This window comes from Rhodococcus qingshengii JCM 15477, assembly GCF_023221595.1.
GTDB classification, from domain to species: domain Bacteria; phylum Actinomycetota; class Actinomycetes; order Mycobacteriales; family Mycobacteriaceae; genus Rhodococcus_F; species Rhodococcus_F qingshengii.
The window spans coordinates 200234-222404 of the sequence record NZ_CP096567.1; the positions used below are offsets into that span (position 1 = coordinate 200234).

At 60.7% G+C, this 22171-nt stretch carries 24 protein-coding genes; 15 read left to right on the forward strand and 9 right to left on the reverse strand.

All coding sequences use genetic code 11. The annotated features are described in order from the left end of the window. Positions 1–347: 347 nt before the first annotated feature. The 4 genes from M0639_RS32005 to M0639_RS32020 all read right to left on the reverse strand — a co-directional run bounded on the left by M0639_RS32005 (position 348) and on the right by M0639_RS32020 (position 3319). Complete coding sequence (locus tag M0639_RS32005; protein ID WP_054801246.1) at positions 348–887, reverse strand: DUF488 domain-containing protein; 540 nt, start codon at positions 885–887, stop codon at positions 348–350. 404 nt (positions 888–1291) lie between these two features. Then, positions 1292–1429 (reverse strand): hypothetical protein, encoded by a 138-nt coding sequence (locus M0639_RS32010; protein WP_248671247.1) that lies wholly within the window; start codon positions 1427–1429, stop codon positions 1292–1294. Between the two features lie 949 nt (positions 1430–2378). Then, positions 2379–2714, reverse strand: a complete 336-nt coding sequence (locus M0639_RS32015) for a hypothetical protein (protein WP_021344386.1) — start codon at positions 2712–2714, stop codon at positions 2379–2381. 359 nt (positions 2715–3073) lie between these two features. Further along, on the reverse strand, positions 3074–3319 hold the full coding sequence (locus M0639_RS32020; RefSeq protein ID WP_021344385.1) for a hypothetical protein: 246 nt from the start codon (positions 3317–3319) through the stop codon (positions 3074–3076). A gap of 320 nt (positions 3320–3639) precedes the next feature. Here M0639_RS32020 and M0639_RS32025 point away from each other — a divergent pair, with 320 nt between their 5' ends. The 5 genes from M0639_RS32025 to M0639_RS35290 all read left to right on the forward strand — a co-directional run bounded on the left by M0639_RS32025 (position 3640) and on the right by M0639_RS35290 (position 7165). Continuing rightward, positions 3640–4134, forward strand: a complete 495-nt coding sequence (locus M0639_RS32025; RefSeq protein WP_021344384.1) for a LysR family transcriptional regulator — start codon at positions 3640–3642, stop codon at positions 4132–4134. 13 nt (positions 4135–4147) lie between these two features. Beyond that, positions 4148–4360 (forward strand): LysR family transcriptional regulator substrate-binding protein, encoded by a 213-nt coding sequence (locus M0639_RS35285; protein ID WP_064073789.1) that lies wholly within the window; start codon positions 4148–4150, stop codon positions 4358–4360. Between the two features lie 115 nt (positions 4361–4475). Next, a complete protein-coding gene (gene istA / locus M0639_RS32030) occupies positions 4476–6017 on the forward strand; it encodes an IS21-like element IS1415 family transposase (RefSeq protein WP_030538069.1) in 1542 nt (513 codons plus the stop codon). After that, the gene (gene istB / locus M0639_RS32035; protein ID WP_003944771.1) at positions 6017–6808 is read left to right on the forward strand and encodes an IS21-like element IS1415 family helper ATPase IstB; all 792 of its coding nucleotides are present in this window, start codon (positions 6017–6019) and stop codon (positions 6806–6808) included. The genes istA and istB overlap by 1 nt, the downstream gene beginning before the upstream one ends. A 171-nt stretch (positions 6809–6979) precedes the next feature. Further along, on the forward strand, positions 6980–7165 hold the full coding sequence (locus M0639_RS35290; RefSeq protein WP_248671252.1) for a hypothetical protein: 186 nt from the start codon (positions 6980–6982) through the stop codon (positions 7163–7165). A 467-nt stretch (positions 7166–7632) separates the two neighbouring features. On the opposite strand, the gene M0639_RS32045 is transcribed toward M0639_RS35290, so the two are convergent. The 3 genes from M0639_RS32045 to M0639_RS32055 all read right to left on the reverse strand — a co-directional run bounded on the left by M0639_RS32045 (position 7633) and on the right by M0639_RS32055 (position 9986). Beyond that, the gene (locus M0639_RS32045) at positions 7633–8565 is read right to left on the reverse strand and encodes a DoxX family protein (RefSeq protein WP_003944048.1); all 933 of its coding nucleotides are present in this window, start codon (positions 8563–8565) and stop codon (positions 7633–7635) included. A 248-nt stretch (positions 8566–8813) separates the two neighbouring features. Next, positions 8814–8969, reverse strand: coding sequence for a DUF6131 family protein (locus M0639_RS32050; protein WP_087503832.1), 156 nt, complete (start codon positions 8967–8969; stop codon positions 8814–8816). Between the two features lie 819 nt (positions 8970–9788). Beyond that, positions 9789–9986: a hypothetical protein gene (locus tag M0639_RS32055; RefSeq protein ID WP_156525054.1), complete on the reverse strand. Its 198-nt coding sequence runs from the start codon at positions 9984–9986 to the stop codon at positions 9789–9791. A gap of 197 nt (positions 9987–10183) precedes the next feature. Between M0639_RS32055 and M0639_RS32060 the strand changes: the two genes are divergently transcribed. The 4 genes from M0639_RS32060 (at position 10184) to M0639_RS32075 (ending at position 14720) form a co-directional block, all read left to right on the forward strand. Continuing rightward, a complete protein-coding gene (locus M0639_RS32060; protein ID WP_064074831.1) occupies positions 10184–11086 on the forward strand; it encodes an IclR family transcriptional regulator in 903 nt (300 codons plus the stop codon). A 126-nt stretch (positions 11087–11212) separates the two neighbouring features. Then, positions 11213–11467: a hypothetical protein gene (locus tag M0639_RS32065; protein WP_064074832.1), complete on the forward strand. Its 255-nt coding sequence runs from the start codon at positions 11213–11215 to the stop codon at positions 11465–11467. A 387-nt stretch (positions 11468–11854) separates the two neighbouring features. Continuing rightward, positions 11855–12256, forward strand: a complete 402-nt coding sequence (locus M0639_RS32070; RefSeq protein WP_054801491.1) for a transcriptional regulator — start codon at positions 11855–11857, stop codon at positions 12254–12256. A gap of 1483 nt (positions 12257–13739) precedes the next feature. Continuing rightward, positions 13740–14720: a GGDEF domain-containing protein gene (locus tag M0639_RS32075; protein WP_064074833.1), complete on the forward strand. Its 981-nt coding sequence runs from the start codon at positions 13740–13742 to the stop codon at positions 14718–14720. On the opposite strand, the gene M0639_RS32080 is transcribed toward M0639_RS32075, so the two are convergent. Further along, complete coding sequence (locus M0639_RS32080) at positions 14717–15475, reverse strand: hypothetical protein (protein WP_064074834.1); 759 nt, start codon at positions 15473–15475, stop codon at positions 14717–14719. The genes M0639_RS32075 and M0639_RS32080 overlap by 4 nt on opposite strands. A gap of 274 nt (positions 15476–15749) precedes the next feature. Between M0639_RS32080 and M0639_RS32085 the strand changes: the two genes are divergently transcribed. From M0639_RS32085 to M0639_RS32110, 6 genes are all read left to right on the forward strand, one after another. Beyond that, a complete protein-coding gene (locus M0639_RS32085; RefSeq protein ID WP_064074877.1) occupies positions 15750–17888 on the forward strand; it encodes an Rv1355c family protein in 2139 nt (712 codons plus the stop codon). A 1262-nt stretch (positions 17889–19150) separates the two neighbouring features. Continuing rightward, positions 19151–19327, forward strand: coding sequence for a hypothetical protein (locus M0639_RS32090; protein WP_156525055.1), 177 nt, complete (start codon positions 19151–19153; stop codon positions 19325–19327). Positions 19328–19580: 253 nt separating this feature from the next. Continuing rightward, positions 19581–19865 carry a hypothetical protein gene (locus tag M0639_RS32095; RefSeq protein ID WP_064074835.1) on the forward strand — a complete coding sequence of 95 codons (285 nt, stop codon included), beginning with the start codon at positions 19581–19583 and terminating at the stop codon, positions 19863–19865. A 197-nt stretch (positions 19866–20062) separates the two neighbouring features. Continuing rightward, positions 20063–20221 carry a hypothetical protein gene (locus M0639_RS32100; protein WP_156525056.1) on the forward strand — a complete coding sequence of 53 codons (159 nt, stop codon included), beginning with the start codon at positions 20063–20065 and terminating at the stop codon, positions 20219–20221. A gap of 173 nt (positions 20222–20394) precedes the next feature. Further along, positions 20395–20637 (forward strand): WhiB family transcriptional regulator, encoded by a 243-nt coding sequence (locus M0639_RS32105; RefSeq protein ID WP_231915184.1) that lies wholly within the window; start codon positions 20395–20397, stop codon positions 20635–20637. Further along, positions 20634–20909 carry a hypothetical protein gene (locus M0639_RS32110; protein WP_064074837.1) on the forward strand — a complete coding sequence of 92 codons (276 nt, stop codon included), beginning with the start codon at positions 20634–20636 and terminating at the stop codon, positions 20907–20909. Before M0639_RS32105 ends, M0639_RS32110 begins: the two co-directional genes overlap by 4 nt. 1010 nt (positions 20910–21919) lie before the next feature. Here M0639_RS32110 and M0639_RS35130 read toward each other — a convergent pair. Continuing rightward, the gene (locus tag M0639_RS35130) at positions 21920–21997 is read right to left on the reverse strand and encodes a hypothetical protein (RefSeq protein WP_331712742.1); all 78 of its coding nucleotides are present in this window, start codon (positions 21995–21997) and stop codon (positions 21920–21922) included. Between the last annotated feature and the right edge of the window lie 174 nt (positions 21998–22171).

A 22171-nucleotide genomic window follows, 5' to 3' on the forward strand; every position in this document is an offset into this window, starting at 1 on the left:
ATCCATTGTGCACACGGCGTCTTCCGCATTGCTGACAGGGGTGTTGACCCACCTGTGGTCGGGTGGTCACGGCTCCGACGAAGCGTCGGCGAGCTTTGAAACCGGCTGTGCGGCAACGTAGTACCGTTCCAACCTCTCAGCGGTCTACAACGAACCTCCTGCGAACAAGGATCGCTGTGAAGCGAGGGACCGCGTGGTAGTGACTGCGCAAGGATTGTCGGATCGCGCGCGTGATCACCACGAACAAGGCGGTTGAGCAGTCGGGTTTCTGGGTCTGCGGAAACTCCTCGACTCACTTCGTCTCCACAAGACGCGTGTCACTACCGCGCCGGCTCAGCGCAGTGCGCTTAAGGCGACGTTTCCGGCGAGGCCGGGTAACTCACACGCGTCCCGTCAACGTGCGCGAACGAGGTGAGCGTATGCGGCGGTGCCGACTTCTTGGTCATGATGTCGAGCACGACGACACCGCGCACCACGAGCGCATCGCCGATCATCGAACGATGGCATCGCCACGGCACAGCTTCCGCGCACATGATCGCTGCATCGCTGTTGTGCCCTCGCTCCACGAGCAGGTCGATCGCATCGGCAAACTCTTCTGTCTGCATGTAGTCCGCGTACCCCTGGAACGACGCGTTCCGCCAGGCACCGTTGATGCTGTCCTTGCGTACATGACGCAAACCGCCCAATGCCGTCATACGGCGGTACGTGATCCTGCGCGCACGCACGCTCGCCGCCAAAGCAGCCTCACCGAACTGCGGATTGTGCCGGGACTTGGCGATGGTACGCACGTCGATCAACTTCCTGATCCCGTACGTCTCCAAGAGATCGACGAACTCGTCGATCGGGTGCGTCGAGTGCCCGACAGTGTAAATCGTGATATCTGACATGACGCCACGCTACGTCGCCTTCACCCCCCAGACGTCGTACCGAACCGAAGACCATGCGGTCGGCGGAGGGCAACGCCTGCCCGGCGACCGGCCACCTTCGGTGTCCCCCGAAATGAACTCCGCTTCGCTCCGTCTGGAAAGCCTTCTCTTTGTTTGCCTTCTGGTCTTCCGACTTTGACCGGCGGTGACCTGCGCGCATCACACTCGCATGCTCGCAGAAAAACTCTTTCGCTCACCCATTTGCACCCGGCCCCTCATGCCGGGGACATAGACCTCCGTAACCATATGACTTTTGACGTGCCTTCAGGGGTTATGCGAAAGTTCCGGCCGGACCGATCCCAATCATGTGAAGAGAGCGTGGAGTCTCACTACAACGCTGACTCCACGCTCTCGTGCTTGATACCTCAGAAGTAGTACGACTTGTTGGCGACGACATACGCCGTGTTCTGAACTACTTTGAAAGTGTTGCCGCTCTTGTTCCACCAGTATGCACACCACACGTTGGCCACAATTCGCGAATTCTGACCACTATTTGCACGCACGGGGGCCCAATTCTGATCTCTGTAGACATTCGTCGTTCCAGGGAAAGCTGACACTTGGACTGCCCGCACCCATCCGCCTGGCCCACAATGCTGATTTCCGTAATTTGGGTAGATTGTGACGAGCGGTCCGGCATTGGCGGGTGGGTTTACTGCAAGGCCTGTTCCTGCTGCAATTCCCACCGCCACCAGAATTGATCCGATCCGCTGGCGAGTCTGACAACTTTGTTTCATACGCTCCTCCGGTGATAGGTGAAAGAAGCGTAATTCACAAATTTGCACTTGTATGTACATCGAACAGTCTAATCACGCAAATATATGGTTCGTCGACCCATTGCGGCTGCTTCGGCAATGCCCGCACTATTGATCGGGCTAGCGGGCCACTTGCCGTGTTCTGGCCTGCGCTTCCTGAAAAGGCTGCATTGCGAGTCGAGGACCGCAGTAGAGAATAGACCTGGTGGTGAGTGGCCCGCCGAGAAGAGTGCCGGCTCCCTCGGCGGGCCGGGTGGGCTTCTGCGGCGAACTGCACGGTTCGAACACGCCAGAAGCCAGCCGAGACGACCGTAAGTCGACCGCCCTGCGACCAGAAAAACTGGTTCCCGATTCGCGTGAGCCGGACTACGGGTTGTGAAGTCACCCAGTCGCATTCGTCGGGCGTGAAGCCGAAGCGTCGTTACAGTTCAGATTCGAGATCGGCCGCATTTTTTGACACTGAAGCGATTTGTGCCAGTTCCACCTGGTGGTCGATTCGCCCATAGTGAAGAAGTGAGCCGGCCAACCGTTGTCTGGCCATCTGAAGGTCGGCTTCTGACCATGGCATCGAGACGCCACTTCAGTATCTATCGTCAGTAACCGTCATTCTTCCAATCGGTCCCGCGAACCGCAGATGGTTCTGGGTCTGGCCGTCACGGTGGTCTCGACTCAAGCTGTCATAAACATCAGAGAAACCCGCTCACTGAAACCCGAGCACTCCTCCTGCGCCCGGAATCGAGGAACTCGACGAAACAGGGGGATCCTTCGCCGCAACGCCGATCACCAAGGCGTTGCCTATCTGGTTCGCACCGATTTCGGCGCCCAGGTTTCTTCTGCGCTCGTTCGCGGAGCAGGTCTTCTCGTCAGGGGCCTTCGATGGCGCCCCTAGGCGAGACTCACCCGATTGCAGCACGAGGGACGGTTGCGGCGCCCGCACGATCGTCAGCACGGTGCCCGACGGTCCATGGCCGCTGCTCACATCCTCGTCGGCGCCCCGTAGCCGCGCCGAGCACAGCTCTAGGTGGTGCCGTTGCATCTCGTGACGCTCCCGGGGTGCGATCCAGTCTCCTCGATAGACGAGTTCTCCGCAGTGTCGGCACCGCGTGCAGAAGTGCCCTGTGGCCGGTGTGGGCGCGTTGATCTCCGAGATTCTGTTCCCCTCTCGTGTGGAAGGTGCACTGCCTCCCCGCGTAGGAGCCGGGGCGACGTCGCCGACATTACGCCGGGCTCCCCCGACAGCCACCGCAGGCTGCTGGTGGCTGCAGCGGACCCCTTTTGCACCGTTGATTTTCTGAACGAGGCGTATTGAACGTAGTTTGGATCTTCAGGAAAGGGTCGGTGCGCGAATTGTTCAGATACTCGCCCGCAATCAGCCCAGCGCGGTCTGGCCCAAACCTACGAAGAATGAAATGTGTATCGCCGGCTCATCGCATCGAGGGCGCGGATGTCTTCGTCGGAGAAGGTAGCGGCTTGCGCCCAGATTAACGCTTGCAGGTAGTCCTGATGGTGCTGGAGAAGTTCATCGTGGGAAAGCCCTGCATACATGCAATCATTCAGTCTCTCTTTCGCGCCGGCGACACTGGCAAATTGCGCCAGGTACGCCGCGAGAGCCGCGGCACGGCGGCGACGACTTGCAGGCATGAGTTTTCACCTCGGCTTCGGAGCGGACACGGCTACGAAGACTGCGGCAACCTCACGCGCATGTAACCATGCAACTCGTCGTGCCCACTACCTTCCTAGCAATATTTAAGCTATCGGCGCGACATGGACTTCCGTTACATTGGATACATATATGTAAGGACCACCACCAGTTTCGGATCCATCCGGCCCTGTGCAGATCGCGCTGCGCGAGAAGGGAAATATCTGCGTGGTTCGCGGCTTTTCATGGGCCTATCTTGATTTGGCACACACTATGCTGTCCAACAACTTACTTCGGTTAGATTGAGAAGTAATATCGCTGAATGGATTCTCGAAAGCTCGCCCACTTCGTGGCGGTCGCCGAACTCGGACACTTCACCCGCGCGGCCGAGATCCTCCATGTGTCACAGTCAGGGCTCAGTGCCTCGATTCGAGCACTGGAGAACGACCTCGGATGTGTGCTGTTCGAACGCACCACCCGTAGCGTCCTTTTGACAGCCGCCGGGCGTGTCCTGCATGAACACGCATCCAGTATTTTGCGAGAGATCACCGATGCACAGAATTCCTTGAAAGCTTTGTCCGACTGTGTCGCAGGGAGTTTCACCCTCGGTCTCGTGCAAACACTGACAGTGGTGGACGTGCCCGCGGTCCTCGCACAGTTCCATCGACGATATCCGCGTGTGGAGGTCACCCTCACCGAAGCGCCTTCGTCGGACCTACTCACAGGTGTGGGAAACGGTCAGCTCGATCTTGCGTACGTGGCATTGGGTTCCAAGGCGCTGCCCCCGGAGTTCGTTTGCGTTGAGAAGTTACGCTGAACGACCCGTTCTCGTGGCGGGTGACGACCACCCTCTGGCGTCGAGGAGTGCGGTCGAAATCATGGAATTGCACGAGTATTCGTTTGTCGACTTCAAGGCAGGCCTGGGATTGGAAACTGTTGTCTCGGAACTTTTTTTCGCCGCCGGGATCAATCGTAATGTCGCCTTTCGTACCAGCGAGATGGATCTCGCCCTCGCTCTCGTCAGTTGTCGACGGCCATCGTAAGCTCCCCACTGGCGGCCATTTATGGCGCATTTTGTGGCCATGGTTTCTCCCCGCGTACGGCCAGATAGTTCCCCACCTGCTGTGAGTCAGATTCGGTCCCGGCAACGCTGGGTGGATGAAATCGAGCAGGGAGATCATGGAAATTTTGGAGGCGTACGACCTCACGGGTAGTTATCGGGCGGCGGCGGAGCTGGCTGGGTGTGATCACCACACGGTGGCCCGGTATGTGCAGATGCGCGCTGCGGGGCAGCCGCCGGACCGCCGGCGGCATCGAGCGCGGGCGATCGACGACTTTCTGCCGAAGATCGAGGAGTTGGTGGTCCGCTCGCAGGGCAAGGTCCGCGCGGATGTCATCCACGAACGGATCGTCGCGCTGGGGTTCACCGGCGGTGAGCGGACCACGCGCCGGACGGTCGCGGAGGCGAAGGCCCAGTTTCGGGCTGGTCGGCGGCGAGTGTATCGGCCGTGGGTAACCGAACCTGGGCTGTGGTTACAGTACGACTTCGGTGACGGGCCAACGATTTCCGGCCGGAAGACGACGTTGTTCTGCGCATGGTTGGCGTGGTCGCGATTTCGGGTGGTGATCCCGATCTGGGACAAGACATTGCCGACGGTGGCGGCGTGTTTGGATGCGACATTCCGCCGCTTGGGCGGGGTTCCGGTCTATGTCCTCACCGACAACGAGAAGACCGCGACGATCGATCACGTGGCCGGGATCGCGGTCCGCAATCCGGAGATCGTGGAGGTGGCACGGCATTACGGCACGACGCTGCGGACGTGTTTACCTGCTGATCCGGAGTCGAAGGGAGGAAGTGAGGCGACGGTGCGGATCGCCAAAGCCGACCTGTTGCCGAAGGAGGTGAACCTGCGCGAGCAGTATCACTCTTTCGGTGAGCTCGAGTCGGCTTGCCGGCAGTTCTGCACCGACGTCAACACCCGCGTCCACAGCTCTACTCGGCGGCGGCCGGTCGAGCGGCTGGCCGAAGAGTTGCAGCGGCTGCATCCGCTGCCGAAATCTCCGTTCACCGCGGTGTTCGGCACTACCCGGCGGGTGAACTGGGAGTCGACGATCTCGGTGGAAGGGGTGCGGTATTCGGTGCCGCACACGTTGATCGACACTCGGGTCTGGGCCCGCTTCCATGGTGAGGAGCTGATCGTGACCGCCGTCGACAATGATGGCGGTGCAGTCGAAGTCGCGCGGCACCGCCGCGGCCAACCCGGTTCACCGGTCCTCGACAACGACCACTACCCACCCCGCCCAGACCGCGACGCCGCCGACCGGGTGCCCAAGCCTCGTACCGCCGCCGAGCTCGCCTTCCTACAGTTGGGCCAGGGTGCCAACAGCTGGCTGGTCGAGGCTGCCGCCGCGGGAGCGCGCCGCATCAGGGCGAAGATGGCCGAGGCCGTGGACCTTTCGAAGCTGCACTCCCCGGACGCAGTCGACAGAGCGTTGGGGACGGCGGCGATGACCGGCCGGTTCGCCGATCGGGACCTGATCTCGATCCTCGACTACCAAGTCACCCACGAACACGCTGATCCGGTCCGTCGCAGCGAGAACCACACTCTGCAACCGGGCACCGCCGCCTGGTCCACCTTCGGCCAGACACCAGCGCCGGCCAGCCCAGCCACTACTGACGATGAAAGCGATGACGCCTGATGAGCACCCCTTTGCGCACTGTTACCAGCGCTAACGGCGACCCGTTGGCCGAGGCGATCGACCTGACTAAACGCCTGAAACTGCCCCATATCCGCAGGTCCTTGAGCGATATCATCCCGACCGCGAAAGCCCAACGCTGGGACCCCGCCGAAGTCGTGCGGGTTCTCCTCGCTGAGGAAGCCGCCGGCCGGGACCGGGCGAACCTGCACACTCGCCGCAAACGCGCGGGTTTCCCTACCGGCAAGACCTTCGGCGACTGGGACGAAACGAAATCGTCGATTCCCCGCGCCACCCAGGACGCGCTCCGCACCCTGGAGTGGGTCGGGCGGCGTGAATGTTTCTGCGTCTGTGGGCCTTCGGGAACTGGCAAGTCTCACTTCACCGAGGCACTCGGGCAGGCCGCAGTCGAAGCTGGGCTGGCGGTGTCTTGGTTCACCATCGAAGACCTCGGTGCCCTGGTCCGCCGGCACCGTGCCGACGACTCCATCGCCCGAGCCCTGACGAGGATCATCCGCTCCGACCTGATCATCGTCGACGACATCGGTCTGCTCCCGGTCTCTGAAGACGCCGCCGAAGGATTCTATCGCCTCGTCGACGCTGCCTACGAACGCCGAGCGATTGCCGTCTCGAGCAACCTGCACCCCTCCGGCTTCGACGAGATCATGCCCAAAACATTGGCCACCGCCACCGTTGACCGGCTCCTGCACCATGCGCACGTCGTCGTCACCGACGGCGACTCCTTCCGCCTCACCGAAGCCACCACCGGCAAGGGGGTGAAGCCCTTCAGCTAACCCAAATCAGAAAGCGGGTGGGGAAAAACAACTGGCCGCCACCGGGGAGAACCCGTGGCCACCAGCGGGGAGAACTACTGGCCGCCTACGGGGAGAACTTCGTGGCCATTGACAGTCAGTCACGGACTCGGAGTGGCGATAGTTCCCGAGCCCGTCGCACACCGAAGTGGCATGCACCAGCTTTCCTTGCTGCCCGGCAAACCCAGCAGAGAACTCGCGTTGATCAGTAGGACCGCATGCCCCACCAACCCTGCAGCACGCGCATTTCTCCAACTCACAGCCGACCCCATCTGCCCCACCGAAGGAATGCCGCCAGCCGCCAGGGACGGCGCATCGCAGCTTGAAACCTTTATCTAAGCCCGACCATCGTCGGCGGTGCCCTAAAGGCAACAGCGCTGAAGTAGCAGTCCGGATCGAGTGTCAGGAGCCTGCCGGTGACGTTTGTCAGCGATGCCCCGTTTCCCTGGATCCACGACAGCACTCCCACTACTTGCGTTCCAGCTAACTATGCGTCGAGCCGGCGCAGCCGTGAGTCGTTGTTCAGTGTGGATTCCGTGATCATCCGTCAATTTCGCGAGCCAGGTCCCCATATGACCTGCCTCTACCTTCGTGTTCGTTGGCGCACCCCCGAGTCGCGCTCTCAAACAAAGCCTCGCGCGAGCGCAGCCAGTGGGTGCCCCCGCTGTGTCATCCGCTCGGAGCACTTATCTCTGGGAGTGCATGTCCATCGTGTTTTCGTCGGCTACGAAATCTAGCCAGAAAACGCTAGCCAACAAACTCGTAGTAACGTCACTGAACGATTGTGACCGTGTTTTTCGGTGCACTCAGTGCGTCAATTCGTCCTTCTTGGCGCGAGCCTTTTCGAGCGCCTTCTCGGCGCGCTTTCGGGCACGCTTACCCAGCACCTCGGTCTGCTCCGACGCCGTTTCGGCCCACTCGTTGCTCTTTTCGAGCGCGAGTTCGGCGAACTCCGAGCTGCGCTTGCTCGCCAGCTCTGCCAGTTCGGCGCTGCGCTCACGTGCGGTCTCGGCCAGTTCGGAGCCGCGCTTCTGCGCGACTTCGAGGATGTCCGGGCCGCGTTCTTTGGCGACCTCTCCGAATTCAGCGGCACGCTTGCTCGCGATCTCCGCGAACTCGGAGCTGCGCTCCTTCGCAAGTTCGAGCCAATCCGTACCGTGTGCCTTCGCGGTTTCGGCAAGTTCGGAACCGCGTTCGGACGCCACCGACAGAGCATGCTCGACGCGATCGCTCGTGTGATCGGTCTGCGATGCGACCAACGGAAGTGCTGCGGCGATAGACGCCTGGGCTTTCTTCGCGGCGCGACGGCCGCGCCAGCCGAGCGACGGCTTGCCCTCGGTGTCGACGGAGGCGATCATCAGTCCGCCGAGCAAACTGACGTTCTTGATGAAGTTTGTGCGCTGCATCGCTCGCAGTGACGGATCGGTTTCGTTCCAGAAGTCGTGACCGGCAAGCGTGGTCGGTACCAGGCTCCCCGCGAGCACCAACGACGCGAGCCGCGGCGCCTTGCCGGTGGCCAGCAGGGCACCGCCGCCGATCTGGACGGCGGCGTTGATCTTGACGAGTGTTTCCGGATCAGCAGGCACCTTCTGCGTCACTGCTCCTGGCAGCGTCTCGACGGATTTGTCGATCAGCGGTGACGCTTTGGCTGCTCGCTGAGCAGGGTTGCGCAAAGCATCGATTCCCCCGGCGATGAAGATCGTGGAAAGCAGTGGACGAGCAATTCGACGTACCAGCATGTTTCAAGCCTTCCAGAGTGAATGCGACATTCGGAGATAAACACTCTCCGCGGGGCCTCCCGGCAGGTTGCCCAGCTGCACTGAACTCTGTCGACAGGCACCCTCAAACGTGGAGGTGGGATGTGCCCAGTACCTCTCTTACAGGAGGAGGCGATCCCGGTAGTGGTGCATCATCATGGGTCGAGCAAATTAGGTGCCCGCGCAAGCCAGATGTCCCAGGCGAGGGTTAGGCCGAGATATATAGGGTGTTAATACCAAACTTTTCGACCGCCCACAGCGCGACCCATAGTGCCCAGAAGTGTCAGGATTGCGCCGACCACCACCAAGATGATGCCGACTGTCGTCAAAATACTGATTGCGGTGAAGTAACCGATCAGGGCCAGAATGATGCCGAGGACAATCACAGTGATTCCTATTCTCTCGGTAGGTTCTCGCTCTGCGCACCGGCCAGCCACCAGATCCGGCGGTGCGAGAAGCTCAATAGATCACAGAATCTATACCATCAGACATAGATTATAGGCAAAATTGAAACCAGATGTAGTGAGGTGGCGTTAAGCGCCGACCTGGCCCGGCCAGGAGGCCGGTCGGTGCCTGGCGAACATTGAGGAAGGACGTAGTCAAGGGCCCACCGACACTGAGCACGAGCAGAGTCTCGGTGGGCGGGCACGCGCCCGCCGTGTCGGCGACGAGCGCGAAGTTCGGGCGGTCCACCGACATCAGGTGTGAACATCGGTCGGTGGACCGTGCGTGTCAGAACCGGCGACAACTCCGACACGCAGATCGAAGACCCGCCGGGACGGAGTGGGGGACTCAACCGGCGGGTCAACATCCTCCATGCCCTGGTGCCTTGTTCTCCAAACATGAACAGCCCGCCGTATTTGTCGAGCAGGCACAACGAGGCCCAGCAGAAACCGATCAAGGCGACGGGCAGCACTCCCTGATGCTGGCCTTGTCGTCCAGAGTCGCCTGCTGCACCAGATGAGCGTCATTCTGCCGTGCGTCAGTACAAGTACATTGCCGCGTTCCTGACAAGTAACGGAGAAGGGTAGTGTTCGGCCCTCGTTCCAGGCTGGCGCGGGTGGGTGGGGGACCGAGAATGTTCATCTCGATCACGCCGGCGGTGCGAAGCCTCACGCCCGTAACTCGATGCCATTCTGCAGCGGTTGCGACGCGGATAGACGTTGGTGATCACTCCCCGCGAAGTGGCGAGATCGTGGTATCGGTCAACGGCTGATGTTGATACCGACCGGCTGTTCGATAACGCCCCTGCATCCGCTGCGGCAATCAACGAAACTTTCCCGGCGGTCGGTCAGTTTAGGCGGTGAACCGGCGTAGAACTCGAGCACGGTAATAAACAGTGGACATCTACATTGAAGGCAGTCGCGTCCGAGTTCGGTGCCGACGACGGGCACAGTGCTCACGAAATCGACCATAGGCCAATTCTTCGAACGCGCATTCCTACTGGCAGGCAACGCATCCCGCGCACCGATGACACCGGTAAGTCTGTGACGCGATGTATGTGTCTGCTGCGCTTACCGTCGCATTCTGCAAGCGAGCCACCGACTGGGTGGGGACACAGGAGATAGAATGAATTCTAGTAAATTTCGGAAGGGGCTCCATGGGCATCGCTGACCAGAATGGCACAACGCCAAGCGTCTCGACAGAGATGAAGTCGGGCAAGGACCTGCCGCCCTCGATGATCGAGCGACTGACGTTGATTCTCGACGCCTTTGACGGCCGAGGAGCTCGGATCACGCTCGAACAGGTTGCATGCCGTACTCGATTACCTCGCTCCACTGTCCACCGCATTCTCGATCAACTCATCACCTTCGGATGGGTCGAGCACGCCTCCTTCGGATACTGCCTCGGTCGCCGCGCTCTCCGGGGCGGTGACGGCGAGGGGCGAAGCTCGCTTCGTGAAGCGGCCGCACCGTTTCTGCACGAATTGCACCAGCAGACCGGTATGGTCGTGCATCTGACCGTCCTCGACGGCCCCGACGTCGTCTATCTCGACAAAGTCGGCGGACGTTTCGCCGCTGCAATCCCGTCGCGTGTGGGCGGGCATGCCCCCGCCCACTGCACCGCCGGCGGAAAAGCGATCCTGGCGTGGATCGCCCCCGAACGCGTCGACGCTCTTTTCGGCTCAGTCCTTTCTCGCAGTACGGAAAACACCATCACAGACATCAATGTTTTGCACCAGGAACTGAGTCGCATCCGCCAGCGCCGCGGTGTGGCCTTCGAGCGAGAAGAGTCAGCTCATGGTGTGGCCTGCGTCGCTGCTGCGGTTCGCGGATACGAAGAACCCGTCGGCAGCATCGCCCTGTGCGGCAACAACAAATCTGTTCAGCTCGAACGCCTCGCCCCCTTGGTCGTCCACGCGGTCCGTGAAATTTCTCGATCGTTGTACCCCGAATCGGACCATTCCGGTCGACCACGAAAGGCGCCTTCCGTTCCTGCGGATACATTCTCTGCGGAGATGATGGATCGCCTCCTGGCGGCATCACCGGAAGACTGGATCTAACGTATCTCGACCGATCGAGTCCGCGGTGCCAGTACCTGGACGGTATTCCCGAGAACTCGCTGACGCATCCTTAACTCCTCGACCACGCTGGATGCTTTCGCTTGTTTGCATTCTCCAGGGATCGCCGTGGATATCAACCATGTCATTTTGAACACTTTGGGCTGCAAGCAGATACATTTTTCGTTGAATGCGCCATTGTGTGAGAATGCGGATTCCGTTGGCGTCCTGGGCGAGGATGTGGGCGAAGTGGCGGTTGGATTTTTCGAGTCCGTCGGAGAGGTTCGCGCCACCCAAGAATGCTGCGGCGGCGTCGAGATGCCGCGCAATGCGCAGGAGCAGGCCGAGGGGCGGGAACGAGGAAGACGTGGGCGTCTGCGGTGATAATGTCGAGGGTCGACAGCAGCGACAGACCGGCTACAGTTTCGTTGTCGTCCTGGTTGATGTGGGCGACTTTCAATGCTTCGGCCAGGGCTGCCGCTGGAAATTTCTGTGCCGAGCCTGCGACAATGTGTCAGTTTTGTCGGCACGCAGCGAACTATTGGCGGTAATGGGGTTGTGCTGCAATGTGTCCCTATTTTCACCATTGCTTAACAGGGGCGCACGGGAGACGGAAGCAGAAAACGGCAGGGTTAACCGCGATAGCGGCGAGGGAACCGCTGCATGCGCGCGAAGGATACGAGCTGCTGAGTCCGAGCGCTCCTCTTACCGGCGGCGACATGTGACCATCGTTCTGAAATCGATACTGTAGGTTTGCGACGTGAGGATCGTATGTTCGCTGATCGGTTGAATATGTTGTTCGAGAATTCGCCGCGATTCGGTCGTCCGGTCACGCAAGCTATGGTGGCGGACGGTCTCGCCGCGAGTGGCTCTCGCCTCTCCCGCCCTTATCTGTCTCAGTTACGTCGAAGTATGCGGACGAACCCTTCTCCGGATGTGGTCGCTGTGCTTGCAAATTTCTTCGGCGTCGATGACAAGTATTTTTATCTGCCGGTCGACAGTGAGGGGGCGGAACCGTCGGTTGTCATCGACTGTCTCGAACAGGGGTCGTTGCGGCAACTCTTGGCTGCAGTGGCCGGCCTTTCCGAGTCGTCCACAGGGCTGGTCGTCGACATGGCGGAACATTTGCGCCGCGCAGAGAAACTTCCAGAGATCACTGCGGGCGCTGATTGACCGAAACGTACTGCTATAGACGGGTTGCCCGACGCTGAAGGGTGGACGGTCTGAAGTGGGTAGGGACGAGTATCTGCTCCTGACTGGGGAACATGTTTTCGGAGACCGCAGAGGCCGCTCTCCAGGATGCGTTCGGCTATGCCGCGCTCGATCGTCGGAGAAGACACGGCGTGTTTGCAGTGCGATCGCTCACTGCCCGCAGTAGGGTCGGACGCCGCCAGATTCTCGACCCAACCCCGAGAGTGTGGCGCCGGGGGCGGGTCACAGCATTTCTCTGCCTACCGCCCCTACTTGAGGCCCGTTCCCCTTTGCCGGCTCGGGGCGTCCGGCTCGCCGGCAAGCTTCACTCCCTTATCGGCGAGCTCGAGTAGCACCTTGAGGCGGCTGAGCTAGTTCGCTCAGTATGTGACAGAGGTGAACGAGCAGCCGGTACGGAGGCTCTCGTCAGAACCTCGGTTCCGGCTTGCCTGCCGGGCAGGCAAAAACCTCGCCTTGCAGGCGATGTAGAGCCCCAAGGAAATGGGCTGGCAGTGAGGCTACGAGTGACCAGAGCGACGAATACGCCCATCGGATCGACATTCCAGTTGGCGTTCGCCCGTTAGGGGGTAGACGTTCGCGCGAGCCTTCACCAGTTGACATCGGGATGGGGAAGTCGCGGAGTTCGGTGACGAGGGCGTCGAGGCGTAGACCTCAGCGAGGTAGGTGAGAGCGCTACCTAGGGTTATCCAGAACTTTCCTACTCAGTGTGTAGAAGGCATCCCGAGGGTCCGCCCAGCTTTCGGTCCCTGACCTAGCGAGTGCGCAGCCGGGAATATCCCGATCTACGGAGGTGCGGGGCGCAGCGATGAAACCGGCGGCGAGAAGGAGGAGGGGGTGGTTAGTTGAGTGGCCGAATGTGGGAGAGGGCAGCTGGGTTCCGTTTACAGGTTCTAGGTGTTGGTGCCAGCAATCGAAAGCTAAAAACCTATTCTTCTTTGCCTGGCGTCGCTGTCGACGTGGCGGGACCGAGACGTCGGCAGCGAATGTAATCCAGGGGCGCCGAGATGGAGCGATTCTGCGAAGGCGCCTCGTCCGATAATGGATCGGACACTCACCGAAGTGGTCGAGCGCGAATGGTCCGCGTCTAGTGAGACCGAGGTAACGAAGTATGTGCTGAATAGGGAAATTCGAAGTGTAACGGAAATGTGAGACGAAACGATAAGCTTTTTCCTGCTGATTTGCCCGAAATCGCTCCGATTAGCGCCAGCGCTGGAAATTGTCTACCCGGCAGTACGGAACATACTTTACGGTTTTTTCCGCTATCGTGGGCGGAGTGAGGCCAGACGGGCTGTATGCGAGATATGCGAGTTTTCGTGAGAGAACGGATGCTCGGTCATTGGCTGTGCTCTTGAGCACGGGCGGGGCCGTCCCACTGCCGGCGATCGCATTGTTGTCGCCTGCTTTCATTCGACCGGGGACAGGCCCGTGTTTTGCCGCTATCTGGGTGAGTACGTTGGGAATCTTTCTTCTGACACTGACCGTAGGTCGTTTGTCGGACCGAATGTTTTCCATCGTGGGTTTGATCGGGATGGTCGGCATCGCTGCATCCGCTTATCTGGTCACAGATCCGCTGGCAGCCCGGGGAATCGTCACTCTGCTCTCAGCGATACCGGCTATCGCGGCGATGGCGTCGAGTAGACGGGTCATCGTCGGGCACACGATCGTCGCGATAGCACTCGCCTGTGCGGTAGCGGTCACCGTGGCTCACGGGTTTGCTGCTGCTCTGGTCAGCTGCACTGTATCTGTGACGGTAATTTGGTTGCCGGTGTTCATGATCGGAGCCTTGCGTCGCTCGCTCGTGTTCACTCAAGCGCGGTACCGGGAGCTGGCCCACACCGATCCGTTGACGAGTCTGCCCAATCGTCGAGGGTTTCTCGATCGTATCGAGCGGTATCACCGCAGCTATCCCGCCAGCACGGGGCAGATGGGTTTTCTGATGATCGATGTCGATCATTTCAAGCAGATCAATGATCTGTTCGGTCACAGCGCGGGGGACCAGACGCTTCGCAGCGTTGTTGCGGCCATCGCGCGAGCGGTGGGCTCGGGAGTGCTGGTCGCCAGGTCCGGCGGCGAAGAATTTGTCGCTTTCTTCGCCGCCTCGGACTTGAATGGAGTCGAGGCTCTCGCCGAACGGATCCGAGCGTCGGTAGCCGAGTCGTGCGACGTGACGGTTAGTATCGGGGCGATTTACTGTGAACTCGACGATCACCCTGCTTCGCCGGAGATGTCGTTGGGGGAGTTGACGGATGTCTTGACCCACCGTGTGGATGCCCTCATGTACGCCGCCAAGGCAGGGGGACGCAATACGGTTCGGTGTCAACAGCTTCCGAGGATGAGGGTGAACTTGGTGCATGGGCAACCCAGCGATGTCAGCCGGCCCGCGTTGTTCGAGATCGGGACATCAGCGGTCGACCCCGTTCACTAGCGAAGCCCCTGCGCCGCTGCGAGATACGTGTCGACTGCTCGTTGATTGTGTTTCACCGTGCTCGGGCTCAGTGTTTGGTGCTCGGCCCGCATGAGTGGCCACAGGGCAGGATCTGCGTCCGCGCGCAATGATCGACGATCCCACCACATCATGCGCGTGCGATAACGCCCGTCGGGATACGCGGCCGCCGGTATCTGTGTATCGACCCGGCCCCCGGATGATTCCCACCTACTTAGTACGTGGTCAGCGGCCGTTGCCATCACGAAGCGAGATTGCAGACGCTCCATCGTCGGCAGTGCCACTCTCGCCAGCGCAGCAGACAATTTCCCGGCATGCGGGGACTTCGGAGACACCCACGCCGACTTCATCTCCACCACCCCGTCGGGGATTCGGGTAGCGATCGCCTCACGTACAGCGTCGAGACCCCTGTTGCCCGCCCATTCGACCACAGCATGTGATTGAGAAGCGCAGACGTAGGGTCCCTGCGCGCGTACCCCGCCCACGACCGCCCCGTCGTCGACGAGGGCGTAGAACAAGGAAGTCGAAATGCCGTCTCTCACCGCCGGTACATCCAAGGCCGCTTGTGCTCCGTACCTCTCGTAGGCTTCCCACGCGCCGCACAAATATTCTTCCCAGAGATTTTCATCCGCTGCAGGATTGGAGAGAACCAACCGGACACCATCGGTGTCGGGCACCTCGACAGCTGCGTAATTCGCATCGAAGCTGCCGAGCGTGTATTCGGTGATCGCCGTCATCACATTCCCCTTCTAGAAAATCCGGATCGGCCAGCTGCAGCCGGAACTTCGCGAGTACCGCCCAGTCGGGCACTCGCCCGCTGATTGTCCGCCGACGCCTCGGCTAGGGCTTCCCGACACACACATCTGCCCCACCGCGCACCCTGGTGAGCAACGCCTCACACACGAAGTGCTTGGATATAGGTGACGGACGAGTGATCAAGGCCCGCCGCACAACTGAGAAGCGGAAGGGATCGTGATGCAGGACTTCACCGGCACAGACCAGGTCTCGGCAATGAACGAGACAACGCAACGGCGTGCGGAAATCTTCGACGAAGCCGACGCGGCGCAGATGCGCCGTGTGACCGAACTGCGCACGTCCGGAGCCATGATTCTCGATACGCTTGCCGACCAGCAGCATTCGCTGCTCACTCTCAACGAAGAGTCGGATGCCGACGACGTCGCGGAATCCTCTCGCTGGATTCACTACCCGTGGCGCCGCACCCTGGTGCATCTTCTCGGACCCGGCGGGTTCTGCCGTCTGCGTCTGGATCGCAACCGCAACAAGATCACCAACGAGGAACAACTCATTCTCTCGCGGCTTCGGGTCGGGATCGTCGGGCTCAGCGTCGGCAGTGCTATCGCGCATGCCCTCGCTCTCGAAGGCGTCGTCGGCTATATGCGTCTGGCGGACTTCGACGACCTCGACCTGTCTAACCTCAACCGTCTCTCGGCCACGGTCTTCGACCTCGGAGTCAACAAGGCAACACTCGCTCAACAACGAATCGCCGAACTGGACCCGTATCTCCCTGTCGATGCCTGGACAGAAGGCGTCGACGAAGCCACCATCGACGACTTCCTCGAAGGACTGGACCTGGTAATCGAGGAGTGCGATTCCTTCGACGTGAAGGTACTCGTTCGCGACCGGGCCCGGCAGCGTGGCATTCCTGTCATCATGGAAACCAGCGACCGCGGTCTCCTCGACGTCGAACGATTCGACCTCGAACCCGCCAGGCCACTCTTTCACGGCCTTGTCGGGCATCTCGACGCTGCCACCGTATCCGGGCTGAGCGTAAGGGAAAAAATTCCCTTCGGCCTACGAATCCTGGAAGGGCGTGAGATTTCAGTCCGCATGGCCGCCTCGATCCTGGAAGTGGGCGCCACCTTGGCCACCTGGCCTCAACTGGGCGGAGATGTTTTGCTCGGTGGGGCCTCGGTGGTCGCCGCGATCCGCCGGTTCGGTCTCGGGGAGGCCCTCCCGTCAGGGAGAGTGCGCATCGATATCGGTGAGCACCTCGACCAACTGAGCGACCCGCGCATTCCCCAAGACTCGATCACCTCAGGAACGGGGGGCGGGTCGTGCCCGATAGATCTACGGGCACAGTACGACTCACTCTCAGATACGCAAGCCGTCGCCTTTGCCGCTACACGCGCGCCGTCCGGGGGTAACGCACAACCCTGGATCATTCACACGGACGACACTGCCCTCACCCTCCGTATCGACACAACCCGCTCGTCGAGTGTGGACATCGAGTACCGCGGAAGTTTCGTCGCTCTCGGCGCCGCATTGCACAACGCCCGGGTCGCCGCTGCGCACCGACATATCCTCGGCGACACCGTGATCACCGGCGACGGCCCGGTGACCTCCGCGCGAATCACGTTCACTGTTGGCACCGACATCTCGCTCACCCACCAACTCCCCGGAATGCTCGATCGACGCACACATCGCGGTATGCCCGATACCGACCCGAACCGGTGCGATCTGACGGACGTCGCACATCTAGCGGCGAGTCTGTCCTCCACGACGGCAGGAGTACATCTGATCCAGGACCGGGATACGATCGCACGGTTGGCCGAGAACATCAGTGCCACAGACCGCATCCGATTCCTCACCAACGCTCTGCACCGAGAGATGATCTCCGAGCTACGCTGGCCGCACTCACATGACCTCACCCGTGGTATCGAGGTCTCCAGTCTGGGCACCCCCACGGCAGAACTCGCGGCCCTTGAGCTCCTCCGGCGCCCAGACGTCATGGAACAGTTGAACAACTGGGATGCCGGGCAAGCGCTCCGCGCAGAGACCCGCACGCGCCTGAACTCTAGTGACGCCGTCGCCGTCATCACTCAGCAGGGTACTTCCTCAGCGGAGTACATCCGCAGCGGAGCACTTGCCGAAGAGTTCTGGATAAGGGTTCAATCGCTCGGTTACTCCGTACACCCCCTCACACCCGTGTCTCTCTACGCCACCAACGCAGACCACCTTCGTACCCTCGCGCCGACCCGCGCCCACGATCTCGCCGCACTGGCGGACGAGCTGACAAAACTCACGGCACTCCACACGGGCGAACATGCAACCCTCATCGTGCGCATCTTCCGCACAGCGATCCCGGCCCCGACGAGCCGCCGACAAGCCGCGCGGGAAACGTACTCGTAGGCCGCATCAAGACAGAGAAGCGCGCGACCACCGATGGCTGCATTGGGGCGGACCGTGTGCCCAAATCCGATTAAAGAAAATGGGGCACAACCCGGGTGGCCCAATCGGATTTCTGAGGGGACTCGCGCGGTCCTTTCGGGTAAGGCTGTCAGCCAACACGCGCTCTCGGGTTGCCAGGGATCTGGCTCGTTGAAAAACTCTCGGCCGGGCCGGCGTCTCCGCGCCTGCCAAGGTCTCGATCGCGACAATGCCGTCGAGCGACTCACCCAGACCGCAGACACACTGCGTGCAGCCCTCAAATGTGTTGATCACGAATATCAGGTGCGGGTGCAGTAGACAGTGACCGGATTTCGTTGCCTCGACACCTTTTGGAGAGACCACTGCGCGTGTCGCAGCGAGGTTACAGGCAGGCAAGCTTGTTGGCTGTGACCAGTGTGGGCACTTTGGCCGCAACTTGATCGGCACTCAAGCAGCCGAGGTCATTCGGTGCTGACACCCGACGTCGACTGGCTTTGGTGTCGATCAACGCTTGCAGGCCGGCGCGGATCAATTCGACGAACACCGAGGAGGGTTGAGGACATCGAGCTGAGCGATCAGGGCAGAATCGTCGCGGGTCATCGCGTGGATCCTTTGGCAGTTACTGGTCAGGTAACCCGTTCATCATTGCTCGATGGTCCATGGCGTTCTCGCGCTAGGCGCTCGAGCTGCGGCTGCGTCGCCTCATCGAATGTACGCCACGCTGTGGGACTTGCCCTTCCCTCGTGAACTGTGGCTCTGAAACTGTCACCAGCCTATTCGATGACGCCGATAGATCCTCTTGGCGTCGCAGATCGCGACTTTGTCCCATCACTGATCGAGTCAGCCTCTCGAACCACTCACAGCCCACCAGAACATTGTTGTGGCCTGTGAGTCGAACGGCGTCAAAATGAGCTGAAGCGCGTCAGAAGTGCGTGCAATCCGGCCGAATTCGGTCGCGAACGCCTACAGCTGGAGACATAGACCTCGCGATCCTCTTGTATGACGTGAGCCAATTCCGACAGGGGGTCCCATGAGGTTCCTCCATTTTTTCGCCTCGACACGCGAGGCGAAACTGACCGTCGTAGCGCGAGCCGCGCGAGACGACATCTATACACCGTCGACATACGCGGAACTGGTAACTGCGCGCCCAACCACATATCCGATCGGCAGGGTTGTGCTGCAATTTCGGACCACACCCACCCACGGCCACACTTCGCGGCGCGGACGACACGACCATTGCATTGATGGAACGCGTGCGTCGTGAACGCGACGTGATCGTGACGGAACTGGTGCTCGAAGTCGGAGCGATGTCACTTCCCGATCTAGAGTCGGCAGTTGATCGGGAGGAGGAGTTGTCGAGGGGTTCGCCGATGCGCTCGATGATGTATGCGCTGCCAATCGATACCCTCGACCGGCGGTGACACTGATGACGGATTTTGCTGTCTTGCGGATGATGTATCGCGGTGACTGACCACTCGGGGCAGAAGCCCCGTCGTGCAGCAGAGGCGACCTACACACGCGGATGATGTGACCGGCGAGGGTTACCGAGCCGCGGTTGGCACCTCGGCTGTATGGATATCGCGAAGATCTGGGGAGGATTCTTCCCTCGGCCGGTTCGGTGAACGATTCTGAGTGAACTTGGTTCTTTCGTGGTCTCGGAAAGGAAGCTCCGCCGTGGGTTCCATTGTCCTCACCCTTGTCCTCTCTTTCCTCGTGCTCGCTTTGCTTATGCGTTACGCCAATGCCGGACAGTCGGCCCGCCTCGGCGTTCCGAAGGTCCGTCTGGTCCCGGGAGGCGGCGGCCGGTGGGTGCTCGACCGCGGGTGCTGCGGTGACGGCATGGCATGTGATGGCGATCTGTCGCGCATTCAGCGTCCGATTACCTACCAGGGGGTGGGTGCCCGAATCGGATCGACCTGCGGTTTGCAGTCAGGTCGGTCAGGCCGATACCAACTGTGACGACGGATCGAATTCGGTCATTGTTGGCCGGGGCTGGACGTAGCTGTGATGTCGAATGCGGCAACGCTGTCCGCAGTGGACGCTCTATCTCCGGCCGGCCATACATCCTGGCCGGAGTATGGGGAGAAGGTGCTGCGTTGCAGCCTGTTTCGTGTTGATTGCCTCTGATTGCACCCAATGCCGACGAGGATCCCGCTATGAATCATCTCGTTGATCACCTGCACCTGGCTGGTCTTTTCCGTCGAGGACGCCTGACCGAAGAGGAAGCGATCAACCTCGGCAGCTACTACCACCTTCACCCGTTGCCGCGGCCGGCGGTCTTCACGGCGTCACTTGGCGGCCATGCCACATTCTGATATTGGCATGAACCCGTAGGAAGTCGCCTGATTGCCTGTCAGTGGCGTTGTAAGAGAGAAGTTTTGAGATACGTCTCCTGGCTTCGGATCTGGTTTCAGCGATCCGGGGTCCTGGGGTGAGAGAGGAATTCGCAGTGATATCCGCAGTGCACTCGGCGCAGTCCGGGAAAGAGATTGCCGCTGACCCAAGTTGTTGGCAGAAGTACGCCGCGTGCGGTGGGGTCGAAGCGGCGGTGTTCTTTTCGCCGGAAGGCGAGCGTGGCGATGCCCGATCCCGCCGGGAACTGCTGGCGCGGCGGATATGTCAGACCTGTCCTGTGCTCGGTCAGTGCCGCGAGTACGCCCTCGGTGCGGGTGAGTTGTATGGAACGTGGGGTGGCATGAGCGAAGCTGACCGAAGGCGGCATGCCCAATGACAAATCGCGACGGGCACCGGGCGGCAGATCATGAAGTCCGAGGACGTGATCAGATGCGGGGTGAGCCGGTGCCGCTGTCGGTTTACCGAATGGCGCGCGGCGATCTCTTCAATGAGTACCGTTCGTTGCATCGCCGGTGTGATCGCCTGACTCCGAGTGAGAAAGCACGGTTCTATTTCGTGAACGAGGAAATGAAGGCACGGGGGCTCGGGCATGGCATTCCAACTCCTGATGCCCGCGAGTGTTTCGATGTTTGGGACGGGGAGATCTGAGATCTGTGCTTCGCGAACTGTGGGACCCGCTTTGATGACCGTCTGTGTATGTCTTTCCGTGGTAATCGGGCGGTCCGGGGTCGAGTGGGTGTGACCGCAGGTACTGACGTACTGGACTCCGGCGGGAGCATGCCCACTGGAACGATCATCGATCAGAGGATCAGAGGATCAGAGGACGTGCGCGATACTTCGAACTTGCTCCCGCCGCCGGCGCGTTCCGAATCGGGCGCTGCGGGCTCAGCGTTTGCGGAATCGGTTTACGGCGGCGCCGCGCCGAGGAGCGTGCCCACACGCTCTGCTGAATCGCGAGAGTTATCCAGCCGGTCACTGTCATGCCCGGCGATGTTCACCACCAATTGGAGAGTGCTGCCAAAGTTTTCGTGACCGACTCCGAATGCCAATCCCAAGGCGACGTTTCCGGCGGCGGGCAACTGTGGTCACCGAGTAAACACCCCGGGCAGTCTGCCCATCTTCGTGGAGTTGATTGACAAGACCCGGCTGCCAGCGCGACCAGTGCCACGATGAACGCCCACTTGTCCGGAGAGGAGGTGAAATCGGGAGGTGTTGTCAAGTTGTTTGGAGTGCAGTAGTTTTCGGACGCAGTAGCCCTCACATGTAGTGGTCGGTCAGGCGGCGAGGGTCTGCTCGGTGAGCCGATCCCACACCTCGAATCGGATGGCCAGTTCGGCCCGGGTAGTCGGTCGCGGTCATGCGGCGACGGGGCGGGTGAAAGTGCGGAGATCCGACTGACTGAGGACAGAAACCGCTGGGCCGAGCCGAACGGTGGGGAACCCTTTCATTGTCAGTTCTCGCTGCGGTGGTTATTGGGATTCTTCGCACCTGTTGTTCGAATACTTGTTCTGCGGCGCTCAGTTTTCGCCATCGCCTGCGGTCCGCAACCCGGTAGGAGCCGAGTCTGTCAGTGATCAGCACTCGCGGTGGGTGGCACTGATGTTTGAGGAGTATGCGAAAGAACCTGCTCGCAGCCCTCCCGTCTCGCTTCGATTGGATCAGGTGTCGATGACGTTTCCGTCCTGGTCCAATCCCCGCCACACATGCTTTTGCACGCCATTGATCTTCAAGAACACCTCGTCGAGATGTCACTTGTCGGCTGGTCGGGGCGTTTCCGCGGCAGCCGGCGGGCGTACCCGGCCCCGAACCGGACGCAACAGGTGCAGATCGTTTCGTTCGAGACACCGACCCCCGCTCGGCCATCCGCAACTTGATGTCGCGGAACGAGAGGGTGTATCGGTGGTAGAGCC